We start from the raw sequence: 13236 nt of genomic DNA on the forward strand, positions 1-13236 counted from the left end.
TCTTCCACCTACTCACATGCGCACATGCCCAACACCCTCTAAAATAGCTCGCTCATAGGAAAGAAGCTGCCATCATTCAATTAAGCGCATATCCAAATGACCAATGAGCCCCATATTAGAGACATATTAATCCTTTGATCGTTCTTATTCAGATCTTTTACAATCATGTCCGTCTCACTAAAAGAAAAGGATGGAGTTTTAATCCACCCTTTTCGAGAAGTATGAAGAAGGGTCTTTAAAATTTTCTTGACAGAATATCCTCAGACACCACTAAAGGCACTGAACCCACCATCCACTGGCAACACCACACCTGTGATAAAACTGGCAGAATCCGAACACAAAAACTGCACGGCTCCAGCAAGCTCCCTGATCTCGCCAAACCTACCCATGGGCGTTTTGTTGATGACCTTTTTGCTTCTGTCCGTCAATGACCCATCAGGATTGAGCAACAGCTCTCTATTCTGATCTCCTATAAAAAATCCGGGAGCTATCGCATTCACACGCACTTTATCCCCATATTTTCTGGCTAGCTCACAGGCCATCCACCTTGTGAAGGTATTTACTCCAGACTTAGCAATAGAGTATCCAAGCACTCTGGTAATAGCCGAATAGGTGGCCATGGAGGAAATATTAATGATACTTCCTGACCCGTTTTCAGCGATGGACCTACCAAAAACCAACGAAGGGTAAACAGTCCCTTTCAGGTTGAGATCCATGGCCTGGTCAATGGCCTCAATTTTCAAATCAAAAATCTGCTGATCATGAGACTGAGTTGCTCCGGGAATATTACCCCCGGCGGCATTGATCAGAATATCAATCCTGCCGAACTCATCCAGAATGAGCTTATTGGTTTCTTCCAACTCCTTAACATTCAACACATCACAGACCCGCCCCATCACATCCGGGGTGATTTTCTTAAGTTCCGCTACACGTTGGTCTATTTTGGTTTGGTCCCGGTTTAGAATAACAAGCTTACATTTGGCCTCAGCCAGACTTCTCGCCAGCGTACTCCCGATCACCCCGGCTCCTCCGGTAATTATTACTACTTTCCCTGATAAGTCAAATAAATTCATTATTTGGTTGATACGATTTTAAAGAATTGTGTTCTATTCATGAGACCAATATTTTAAGATTGGAAATTCAACACCTGCAGAAACACGCAAGATATCACCCTTTCCATATTTCATTCGATAAACAAAAGTTTAGATGCTCTCTTTTTACCTAAAAAAATAGGAACTCAACAGTTGTCTACTTAAAATACTCAACAATACACCTTCTGTAACACAATTGATTGCCTTTTAAGTGACCCAATATTGGTTTTCAAGATCATTTTCGAAAGGTATAATACTTTTTTGAATTACGCAATCGGTTGTGTAATTTAATCGTACAATTAAGCACAATGAATCCCCACAACCGTTTTTTTGCTATCTTTAGGTGTTTGAAATTATGATATTTTTGGATGGAAATTCCACGCGATGAAGAAGAATAACAAAGAGATAACCATATATGACATTGCCAAAGAACTGAATGTGTCACCGTCCACCGTATCCCGGGCCCTCAAAGATCACCACAGCATCGGAAAAAAGACTAAAAAAGCCGTTCTCAAACTCGCTCAAGAACGGGGCTACCAACCCAACACCATTGCCGCGAGCCTCCGGAGCAACAAAACCACCACTATTGGAGTCATCATCTCCTGGATCAACAAGCCTTTTATCTCCTCAATGATCAGCGGTGTAGAAATAGCTGCCAACAAAGCAGGCTACAATGTAATCATTTCACAATCACATGATAATTATGAGCATGAAGTAGCCAACGCTCAGGCGCTTTTTGCCAGCCGTATACAGGGACTAGTGGTGTCTTTGGCAATGGAAACTACCAACTATGACCACTTTCAGCAGTTTGTGCAGAAGAATATCCCACTGGTTTTTGTAGACAGGGTAACGGAGGAACTTAACGCTGACAAGGTGATTATTGACAACTTTTTGGCCGGATTCAAAGCTACGGAACACTTGATTCAGGAAGGATGCAAAAGAATTGCCCATATTGGAGGTGCCCAGCACAGAAATGTATACCGTGAGCGAAGGGAAGGCTACCTGGCAGCATTGAAACAATACAATATGGAAATCAATGAAGATTACATCATAGAAAACCCAGCACTGAGTTCGGAGGAAGGTCATAGGGAAAGTGAATACCTGATGAATCTACCCAACAGACCAGATGGCGTTTTTTGCGCCAATGATACCTCGGCTGTAAGCGTAATCCAATATGCAAGAAAAGCAGGGATCAAGGTGCCACAGGAGCTGGCCGTTATCGGGTTTAACAATGATCCGGTCACAACCATTATAGACCCCCCGCTCTCCACAGTAACCCACCCAGCCATAGAAATGGGCAAATTAGCAGCCATGCAAGTACTCGGGTATAAGGAACACAAAGAAATCGTCAGGTCCCAAACCATCGTACTGGAGACCGAACTTTTAATCAGAGAGTCTTCTTCAAGGAAAAAGTATCACCCCACTCCAATCGTTTAATTCCACAGAGATCTTCCCTTAAATCAAGCAAAAAAATCAATCGGTTGCTTGATGATATTTATGTTTCACCTACACATACAAACCTTTATCAACTTATTTTATATATTTAAAAAATCAATCGATTGACTAGCGTGAGGGCCAGCATGAATCTTCCCTTATGCCACAAAGAAATTCACACTTACGAATGGCAGGAAACCAACAATTACCTTTGAAACAAGGTCCTTTCAATGCACATATTCTCTGGCAGCATTGGTCTGTCTTTCCATGCCCCATCCTGATAGCCCTTGCCAACAACAGTAATCCAAGCTACAAGTACCAACCTAATTGATATGAAAAAAAATAGCAATATAAAGTTGCACATCACAATCTTTCTGGCCTTTGCCACTTTGATCCTGTCTTGTGACAAAAAGCAAAACAACCACCTCAAACTGAACGATCAAGAGTACTTCCAAAGTCGTGGGCTTAATGTACTTGTCTACACCAGCTGGTACAATGGGCTCTTCAGTGATGAGAAAAAAAGTGGTATCGAACTGATTCACCATGAAGTGCGAACAGCCACCAACGGCGATGTTCGCCTGGGGCCTACCCCAGAGCAATGGGACCCGATCCCAACGTTCAGGGAACGCAAAGTAGATCATGAAAATGGGACAATTGAAGCATTTCTGCACTATCCGGCGTTCAACTTCGAATACAGTGTAAAAGTAAGTCAGGAAGGCCCTTCTGTAAACATTAGCGTCAACCTTGAAAATCCAGTTCCCGAGGAACTGATTGGCAAAGCCGGATTCAACCTGGAGTTTATCCCTCCCGCCTATTTTGAAAAAGGATACCTCATGGATGAAAAGAGTGGCACCTTCCCTCTCTACCCGAGTAGCAGCATGGAAATCAAAAATGGAGTGGTCGATCCTTTGCCACTGGCAACGGGCAGCAGCCTGGTACTTTCGCCCGAAGATCCAAAAACCAGGGTAGCCATTACTTCAAGAATGGGCGATCTGGCCCTTTACGATGGACGCGATAAAGCGCAGAATGGGTGGTTTGTAGTAAGGTCGCTCCTACCAGCAGCTAAAACAGGGAAAGTATTAGAATGGACATTGGAAGCCAACACCATTCCAGGGTGGACCAGATCTCCGGTAATTGGTCATTCACAACAAGGGTATCACCCCGATCAGCCAAAAAAGGCAGTAGTCGAACTGGATAGAAATGACCAGTCCACCTCATCAGCCAAGCTCATCAAAATAGCAGGAGATGGCAGTGAAGAAATCGTCATCGGAAAAGCACTCACTCAGTGGGGCGCCTACCTCCGTTACAATTACGGAACTTTTGACTTCACCGAAATAAAAGAGAACGGCCTGTATGTCATCGAAGCTGGAAACACCCGAACGGAAGCATTCAAAATCTCTGCCGATGTATATGGCACTGCCTGGCAACCTACCCTGGATATTTTCTTTCCAGTACAGATGGATCACATGTTTGTGAACGAAGCCTACAGAGTATGGCATGGAAAATCACACATGGATGATGCTCTTCAAGCACCTGTGGACTGGGTGCACTTTGACCTCTATGCCCAGGGGCCTACTACAGACACTCCATACCAACCAAGTGAGCACATTCCGGGGTTGGACATTGGCGGATGGTATGATGCCGGGGATTTTGACATTCGTACTCAGACCCAGTGCTATGTTGTACAAAACCTTGTCAATACCTGGGAGGCATTCGGTTTGGATCGTGACCAGACCTCTATAGATCAAACCCTACAGTACGTAGACATTCACAAACCTGACGGGAAAGCAGATTTACTGCAGCAAATAGAGCATGGAACCCTGGCATTAATTGCGCAACACCGGGCTGTAGGACATGCCATTCACGGGATAGTGGCCGCCCATCTTTCTCAATATACACACCTGGGTGATGGCGTGACCAAAACAGACAACCTTATCTATACACCCCAGCTGGACAGTTTTAAGACTGACGGTTTCAGAAGTGGCACATTTGATGACAGATGGGCATTTACCAGCCGCACCACTCCGCTCAACTACCGCTCAATAGCCGCCCTGGCTGCCGCCAGTAGGGCACTGAAAGGATATAATGATGCGCTGGCAGATGAGTGCCTCACCACGGCTATCAGTGTCTGGAAGGAGGAGCATGCCAAGGAGCCGGATCTTTTTCACCATGGAAATACTACGGGTGGAGCATTAGATGATGAAGAGCTTAAAGCAGCCACCCAATTACTTCTCACTACACGAGACCCACAGTATGCCAAACGGATTTCGGAACTATGGCCTACCATCGATAGGAATTTTGGACAGCATGCCTCCAGAATAGCTGCAGTACTTCACCTACTGGATGATGACCTTAAAAACAAAATACCACAACGGGTAGCTCAGTACAAAATATGGATGGACTCTATCGAAACTCAGAATCCATACGGTGTTCCGGTAACCACGGGAGGTTGGGCTGGTTCGGGTGCAGTAGTGGGTTTTGGTATCACCGCTTATGATTTACATCAGGCCTTCCCTGATATCATCGGGTCTGAATATGTATTTAAGTCCCTCAACTATCTTTATGGAAATCACCCCGGTTCAGACATCTCGTTGGTATCGGGGGTAGGCACCAAATCCAAGAAAGTAGCTTATGGAAACAACCGTGCAGATTACTCTTTTATAGCCGGGGGTGTAGTCCCCGGAGTGCTGATCTTACCTCCTGATTTTCCTGAAAACAAGGAAGATTGGCCCTTTCTCTGGGGAGAAAATGAGTACGTCGTTTCTGTGGCTTCCGCATATCTCTACCTGGCAAATGCTGCCGACCATTTGTTAAACAAATAGAATCGATACTAAGAATGAAAAGTAAATACACAGCACTGACTGCAGCACTATTAATGAGCTTATCAGTGGGAGCTCAGATTGATGAAAGTTATGAGGTGGCCACATGGCATGGTTTTAAAACCTCCGCAGTGAGCTACACATTTGATGACAACACTAGTAATCAGTTGCCTGTGGCTCTGCCACTATTTGACCAATATGGTTTCAAGGTTACCCTGTATACGGTGACTAACTGGGGTCCTGATTGGACTGCCCTGCAGAAAGCTTCGAATAATGGTCACGAAGTGGCCAGCCACACCATTTCTCATCCCAGCCTCCCGAGTATTAGCGCAGAGGAGCAAGAGGCACAACTACAACAATCACAAAGTACCATAAGATCCAATGTGCAGGGTGCGGAAGTGCTCACCCTTGCTTACCCCAATTGTAACATTGGAGATTTGGCCACCATTGAGAAATACTACATCGCAGGCAGGGTTTGCAGTGGGCAAATCATCTCTGCGAAGCCTGGTGATTACTATAGATTGAGCTCAATGATCGTTGGCTCACAGGGTGAAGTCAACAGTACGTCGGCATTTCAAACAAAAGTAGAATTGGCTAAATCCTCAGGGGGATGGGCGGTCTTTCTCATCCATGGCGTTGACAATGATGGTGGGTACTCACCAGTGGCTTCTTCTGTACTTAGCGAGCATGTAGATTTTATGAATGCCAACAGTGATGATTACTGGATAGGTACATTTGCTGAAGTAGTCAAATACATCAAAGAGCGCGAATCAATAAGTATTTCAGAGTCTGCCATTACGGCTGACTCGCTGAAGGTCATCATTTCTGATGGTCTGGAAGATGCCCTATATAATCAGGCCGTTTCTATCAGACGAAAGCTCCCTGTCAATTGGAGCACCGCCAGCGTATATATAGACGGTGCTGCTATTGAATCAGACGTGCAATCGGAAAATGGCATTTCATATGTGGTATTTGATGCCGTACCAGATCAAGGAGTGATCACAATAGGAAGTGCTGGTGGGCCGGCAATAGCACTGGCCACACCCAATGACATCTCTCCGGTTGCATTTCACCCCAACCCATTCAGCGACACCATACAAATCAAGTCTGGTGGTTCCTTCAAATATTCTATTTATTCCCTAACCGGCCAGCAACTCAGCTCCGGTGAGGGGAATAATTCCATTTTCGTAGGCAAAAGCCTACCTTCAGGCACTTATCTGGTTCGGGTAAACGATCATTCTAGTATCAGTCAATTCAAAATCGTGAAACAATAAGTCATTGATCATGCGCAAAGTATTAAAGTCTCTTCTCCTACCTCTTCTTTTACTCCTTTCACTCTGCACTACCGGACAGCTTCGGCTACCCCGGTTAGTCAGTGATGGGATGATCCTACAAAGAGGAGCTGATGTGAAAATATGGGGATGGGATACTCCCAATCAAGCCATCAATATTGATTTCAGAGACGTTACTTACCTGGCTAAAACCACTCCTGAAGGAACCTGGGAGATAAAGCTCCCCTCACTGGAAGCGGGAGGCCCCTACCAAATGACGATTTCAGGCTCAGAGGTAATCACCCTGGAAGACATCCTCATTGGTGATGTGTGGATATGCTCGGGCCAGTCCAATATGGAACTCACCATGCAAAGAGCCAGTCCCATCTATGCTAAGGAGATTGCTACTGCCGAGAATCCTTTGATCCGACAGTTTAATGTATCCACAAGGTATGATTTCAAAAAACCTCAATCCGACTTTGAGAAGGGTGAGTGGGTGAAAGCCACCCCTGAAACCGTCATGAGTTTTTCTGCTGTCGCCTACTTCTTTGGTCGTGCCCTTTTTGAGAAGTACCAGGTACCGATAGGCCTCATCAATACCAGCCTGGGCGGATCTCCGGCGGAAGCATGGATGAGTGAAAAAACGCTCATGGAGTTTCCAAAGCACTTTGATGAGCTTCAGCGCTTCAAAGACGATGACCTGATCAATGAAATCCAAAACAGTGACAATGAGCGTATCGGCGCATGGTATCGCACCCTCTTGCAAAAAGATGCCGGCAATAAGAATACCCCCTGGAACACTCCTGACCTGAACACCGATGCCTGGCCATCGATGCCCATACCAGGATACTGGGCGGATCAGCCAATAGGCCCTGTCAACGGGGTGGTCTGGTTCAGAAAAGAAATCAACCTCCCACCCTCTATGAAGGATCAACCGGCAAAACTGCTGATGGGCAGAATCATAGATGCTGATTCGGTATTCGTCAATGGAGTATTCGTAGGAACTACCAGCTACCAGTACCCACCTCGCAGATATGAAGTGCCCGCCGGAGTACTCAGGGCTGGTAAAAACATCCTCACTGTGCGGGTGATCAACAGCAGCGGGAAAGGTGGATTTGTACCAGATAAGCCCTACACCCTCACTGTTGGTCATAAGACCATTGACCTGACCGGCGATTGGAAATACCAATTGGGGGCCGAAATGGAACTGCTCGGCCCTCCTACTTTCATTCGGTGGAAGCCGGGTGGCCTGTACAATGGCATGCTCGCGCCGCTTTTTAATTACACCATCAAAGGGGCTATCTGGTATCAGGGTGAGTCCAATGCCAGCCGGGCCAAAGAATACAGAACCCTCTTTCCTGCCATGATTGCCGATTGGCGCACGCAATGGGATCAGGGTGATTTTCCTTTCCTTTTTGTGCAGCTAGCCAACTACATGGAAACCAAAGCCACCCCAGGCCCCAGCGACTGGGCCATGCTGCGCGAAGCCCAGCTACAGGCTCTATCGGTTCCCAATACTGCCATGGCAGTCATTACCGACATTGGGGAGTGGAACGATATTCACCCGCTCAATAAGAAAGATGTGGGTAACCGGCTGGCCCTGGCCGCAGCGAAACTCGCTTATGGAGATGATCTGGTCCATTCCGGCCCAGTGTATAAAGATTTTCAGATCAAAGGAAATAAGATGATTCTCACTTTTGAACATACTGGCAGCGGGCTCAAAATCAAAGGAGAAGAACTCAAGGGCTTTGCTATTGCGGGGAAGAATCAAAAATTCGTTTGGGCAAAAGCCAAAATAAAAGGTAATCAAATCACCGTCTGGAGTGCTGATATAAAAGAACCGGTGGCCGTACGCTATGCGTGGGCAGACAATCCAGATCAGGCCAACTTATACAATCAGGAGGGCCTGCCAGCTTCTCCTTTCCGTACTGACCAATGGGAGGAATAATCCCTTTTATCACAAAAACCTGAATAGACATGTTCTTTAATCGCCCAACGAATACACTGTACTTACTTTCTCTCCTTCTCATTGGCATGGGCTGTCAACCGCATGCCTCATACGAATTTCCATTTCAAAATCCCGAGCTAACCCTGGAAACCAGAGTGGATGATCTGGTCAGCAGGATGACACTGGAAGAAAAAGTAAGCCAAATGGTAAACGAAGCACCGGCCATTGAGCACCTTGGGATTCCTGAATACAACTGGTGGAACGAAGGACTGCATGGGGTGGCCAGAGCGGGCCTGGCCACGGTATTTCCTCAAGCCATAGGCCTGGGAGCCACCTGGGACGAAAGGCACATGCTGAAAGTAGCTACGGCCATCTCCGATGAGGCACGTGCCAAGCACCACAACTTTGTCAGCCGCGGTAAGAGAAACCTCTATCAAGGGCTAACCCTCTGGTCGCCAAACATCAACATTTTCAGAGATCCCAGATGGGGCCGCGGGCAGGAAACCTATGGAGAAGACCCCTACCTCACAGGCAAAATGGCGGTACAATTCGTCCGTGGGCTGCAGGGCGACGATCCCACTTATCTCAAAACGGTGGCAACCGTCAAGCATTTTGCAGTACACAATGGGCCCGAACCTGAGCGCCATGTCTTCAATGCTCAGTCCAACTATCGTGACCTATGGGAGACCTATCTACCTCAATTCGAGATGGCCATTCGTCAGGGCAAAGCCTACTCTGCCATGTGCGCCTACAACCGCTACAATGACGAAGCATGCTGCGGTAGCAGCACACTCATGACCGATATTCTAAGAAATGAAATAGGTTTTGATGGCTACATTGTTTCAGACTGCGGGGCTATTGAAGACATCTTTAAGCATCATCAGCTGGTGGCCACGCCTGAGGAAGCTGCCGCTCTGGCTGTCAAAACCGGTTGTGATCTCAATTGCGGCCTTGGCGAAGCAATATTTCCTTACCTGGTGCAAGCGGTGGAGAAAGGACTGATTGATGAAAATACGATTGACACTTCAGTGAAGCGACTGTTTATGGCCCGTTTCAAATTGGGGATGTTTGATCCTGAGGAGAATGTGCCCTTCGCCCAGATCCCCTACTCCGTGGTGGATAGCAAAGTACATCAGGCACTGGCCGATGAAACTGCCAGAAAGTCTATGGTGCTGCTGAAAAATGAACAGCAAACCCTCCCCCTCAGCAAGGATTTGAAAAAAGTAGCCGTCATAGGCCCGAATGCCAATCAATGGCTTATGCTCCTGGGCAACTATAATGGTGTACCGTCAGCACCCGTCACCCCGTGGGCTGGAATTCAACAAAAACTACCCAATGCAAGTGTCACGTTCGCTCAGGGCTGTGAACTTGCAGAGGGCATGCCGATGTTCTACACCATTCCCGGAGAAAACTTAAATAGCCTTAAGGCTTCTTTTTATAACAACCGCACCCTGCAAGGGGATCCCCTCTACAGTGAGTCATGGGACATGCTGGATGCCAACTGGAATGATCGCGCCCCACGTGAAGACATGGATGATGACAACTTCGGAGTACGTTGGGAAGGGCAGCTTTCTCCGTCCGTTTCAGGGTTCTACCAGCTTGGATTCATAGGCACTATGAATACTCAGCTTTACCTCAACGACAGCCTGGTGGCAAAAACCTCTTACCACTTTCGTGATGAATACGGTGACCCCCGTTTGAGAAAATCAGACCAGATTTGGCTGGAGGCCGAACAATCCTATGATTTGAAGCTGGAAGCCGGAGACTCTTATGCAGATGCCACTGTCCAACTTGTATGGGCCGCACCAAAACCCAACCTGAAAGCGGAAGCCCTGAAAGCAGCACAATATGCCGAAGTGGTGATTTTGTGTATGGGACTAACCCCCAGAATGGAGGGCGAAGAAATGGACATCCAAATCGAAGGATTCAGGGGTGGTGACCGTACCACGCTTGAGCTTCCACAGACTCAGAAGGATTTGATCAGGTCCATTGAGAAACTGGGCAAGCCCACGGTTCTGATTCTTTTAAACGGCAGTGCACTGGCCATCAACTGGGAAAATGAAAACATACCCGCCATTCTGGAAGCCTGGTATCCGGGCCAATCAGCGGGTACTGCGATCGCTGATATTCTATTCGGAGACTACAACCCGGCAGGAAGACTCCCTGTCACCTTTTACAAATCAGCTGATGATCTGCCTCCCTTTGAAGATTACAATATGGCCGGCCATACCTACAGATATTTCCAAGGAGATCCCCTTTACCCGTTTGGGTATGGACTGAGCTATACTTCTTTTGAATATGGAGACCTTACCGTGAGTGAAGGAAATACCACCGACCAGGCCGTCAGCGTGCTGGTGAAAGTAACTAACACAGGTAAAGTTGCGGGAGAAGAAGTGGTTCAGGTTTATCTGTCAAATTTGAGCACCCAATTACCTACTCCGGCGCATTCACTGCAGGGTTTCGAGCGGGTGAGTCTGGAGCCGGGAGAGTCTAAGTTTATCCGATTCGTCCTTCCGCCAGCAGCCTTTCGGGTGATCGATGATCAAAATCAAAAGGTGGTGTTGCCCGGGGAGTATCAACTCTCCGTGGGTGGCGGGCAGCCGGGAGTAACCCTGCAAACCTCCAATATCTTATCAAAAACCATCAATCTGCAGTAAAACGCGGGCAGAACAGGGGTACTTGTTTAAAGAAGAACCTTCACCACCACTTTTTTCACATTGGACGCCACGCCCAAGCTGAGACCTGGCATGTGAATGTCTTGTGGAAAAAAGACCGTGAACATACCGGCAGTCACCTTTATTTTGTAGTCATACTTGCCAAAAAAATAGACATCCTTTTCGCTATTGTACGGCACAGTCGGCTGCTGGTCGCGCAGGGTGTCAATCCCCATCATTTCTTCACCCGCATAAATAAACTGTATATCTGCGTAGCGCTGATGCGCTTCTATCTTACAGTCGGCTTCCTGCTTGCTTTCATATTCCTGCACAGCTACTTTCAGGCGATCGCCATCCAGCTCATACTTGCCTGGAGCCACCTGACTAAAGTCTGTCGAAAGAAGGTGCTCAAACCCCTTTTGGAATCGCTCACCCAATGCGTAATAGCGCTCGCAGTTTGCTAATTGATCAATTATCATATCTAATACTTTGAGAGCGAATTAACGGCATTCGGACCTAAAAGACAAGTCGCTATTGACATCCTTTAGTTGATACTAATTACCCTTGGGGAGCTTCTCCTGCAAGTCCTGCAACCAAAGGATCAGCTGAGCTGCTTCCGTGCTGTTATTGGTTTTATCCTCGGTATCGCTTCGCAATGACAAAGGGATGATTTTGTCCTGGTAAAAGGCATTAAATCCGTAAGCCCCAAAATCATTGCGGTGTTGCTCAATGGTCTCCACGGGACCTTTAGACGCAGGCCATATTTTGGCAATCTGACTGTCCAGCTCGGTTTTCGAAACCTGAAAGATCACACTATCAAACTTGGAGATGTGAGGATCCAACCCTCCAGACAGCCATACTACAGAATCGGCATAGGAACTCACCCGTACATTGCCGGCACCGTCTATGATCCAGTGGCTGTACTGAAAGCCCCAGGCGTGGTTGACACCAAAGTATTCAAAATAGGCTTGCTGTTCGTCCTGGTCCTCTTCACATGACCCCATGGCCACAAGCAAAATCATGAAATGTAAGAGTAATCTGGTCATCGCTCATAGTTTTTTTAATGGCGTGTAAATAAGACACGGGATTCAACAGAAAAGTTAAATCGCCAGCAAATGATCTTCAGGCAGGCATTTCTATAATTCGATAAAATACCTTCACTACTCCTCTCTCCTTACCTTGATGGTCCAATAGGTAAGTGAATCGCCTGGAGTAGGAATATACTGATGTGGCACCATGGCTGGTATCATCACAAAATCTCCTGGCAGCAGGCTGCGCTTCGAAGGATTTTGGATCACCCCGCCAAGCCAGTCTCTGATGGGTGCAGCTCCACGTACCCGCTGATCGCCAACGATGGAGTCTCCGGTGATCAACACACCACTACCTGAGCGAATAATGGCCACATCATCCCACTGCTCATGAAGCTCTACATCTCCCGGGCCTGTCCTGAGAATGACCAGAGACGGAGCTCCTTCATTGCTTCTGGACAACACCTCAGAAGCCACCATGACCGAGTCATTTTCTTTAAGGGCCAAAACTAGTTTGGCCTGAAGGAAGGCATCCTGTTGATCCTCAGAATAGAAGGTTACAGAATCCTTGAGAACAACCTCCTCAACAGGAACGGATGCTTGCTGCTGCGCAGCACTTTCCTTAGATGACTGATCACAGGAAATAAATCCCACTATTAGGGTGAGCATTGAAATGACGATTGTATTTTTCATGAATGAAGAGACTTTGTACACCATCTATTTACATCAAATCTAAACATAAAGGCACACTCTTCATTCACAACCCACCCCGCAGGTTGTGCAATAAGGGGTGTCGCTCCTACGGAGCTAACAATGTACTTTTGGGTTCGCGCTATTCACATCAGACACCGCTGGTGTCTAATCCACAGAAAATACCTTGTGAATCCAGATCAATCAGCTCCATAGGAGCGGTATGTTCTTAGATATTATTCCTAGCCGAATGAGCTGCGTAGCTGCGATATGCTCCTGACATGTCTCCTCCAAGGGCAGG

9 protein-coding genes are annotated in these 13236 nt (G+C 47.0%); 5 read left to right on the forward strand and 4 right to left on the reverse strand.

Annotation, left to right across the window (positions count from 1 at the left end; all coding sequences use genetic code 11):
• Window positions 1–260: 260 nt before the first annotated feature.
• On the reverse strand, window positions 261–1073 hold the full coding sequence (locus GV030_RS08350) for an SDR family oxidoreductase (protein ID WP_159581679.1): 813 nt from the start codon (window positions 1071–1073) through the stop codon (window positions 261–263).
• A gap of 402 nt (window positions 1074–1475) precedes the next feature.
• Here GV030_RS08350 and GV030_RS08355 point away from each other — a divergent pair, with 402 nt between their 5' ends.
• From GV030_RS08355 to GV030_RS08375, 5 genes are all read left to right on the forward strand, one after another.
• The gene (locus tag GV030_RS08355; protein ID WP_159581681.1) at window positions 1476–2528 is read left to right on the forward strand and encodes a LacI family DNA-binding transcriptional regulator; all 1053 of its coding nucleotides are present in this window, start codon (window positions 1476–1478) and stop codon (window positions 2526–2528) included.
• A 329-nt stretch (window positions 2529–2857) separates the two neighbouring features.
• Window positions 2858–5347, forward strand: a complete 2490-nt coding sequence (locus tag GV030_RS08360) for a glycoside hydrolase family 9 protein (RefSeq protein ID WP_159581683.1) — start codon at window positions 2858–2860, stop codon at window positions 5345–5347.
• A gap of 14 nt (window positions 5348–5361) precedes the next feature.
• On the forward strand, window positions 5362–6618 hold the full coding sequence (locus GV030_RS08365; protein WP_159581686.1) for a polysaccharide deacetylase family protein: 1257 nt from the start codon (window positions 5362–5364) through the stop codon (window positions 6616–6618).
• A 10-nt stretch (window positions 6619–6628) separates the two neighbouring features.
• Entirely contained in the window at window positions 6629–8563 is a 1935-nt protein-coding gene (locus GV030_RS08370; RefSeq protein WP_159581688.1) for a sialate O-acetylesterase, read from the forward strand.
• Window positions 8564–8592: 29 nt separating this feature from the next.
• Window positions 8593–11220 carry a glycoside hydrolase family 3 C-terminal domain-containing protein gene (locus tag GV030_RS08375; protein WP_159581690.1) on the forward strand — a complete coding sequence of 876 codons (2628 nt, stop codon included), beginning with the start codon at window positions 8593–8595 and terminating at the stop codon, window positions 11218–11220.
• Window positions 11221–11246: 26 nt separating this feature from the next.
• Here GV030_RS08375 and GV030_RS08380 read toward each other — a convergent pair whose 3' ends face one another.
• The 3 genes from GV030_RS08380 to GV030_RS08390 form a co-directional block, all read right to left on the reverse strand.
• Entirely contained in the window at window positions 11247–11696 is a 450-nt protein-coding gene (locus GV030_RS08380; RefSeq protein ID WP_159581692.1) for a YhcH/YjgK/YiaL family protein, read from the reverse strand.
• Between the two features lie 75 nt (window positions 11697–11771).
• Complete coding sequence (locus tag GV030_RS08385; protein WP_159581694.1) at window positions 11772–12263, reverse strand: hypothetical protein; 492 nt, start codon at window positions 12261–12263, stop codon at window positions 11772–11774.
• Window positions 12264–12377: 114 nt separating this feature from the next.
• Window positions 12378–12938: a hypothetical protein gene (locus tag GV030_RS08390; RefSeq protein WP_159581696.1), complete on the reverse strand. Its 561-nt coding sequence runs from the start codon at window positions 12936–12938 to the stop codon at window positions 12378–12380.
• Window positions 12939–13236: the final 298 nt, after the last annotated feature.

The organism is Marinoscillum sp. 108 (assembly GCF_902506655.1).
Lineage (GTDB): Bacteria > Bacteroidota > Bacteroidia > Cytophagales > Cyclobacteriaceae > Marinoscillum > Marinoscillum luteum.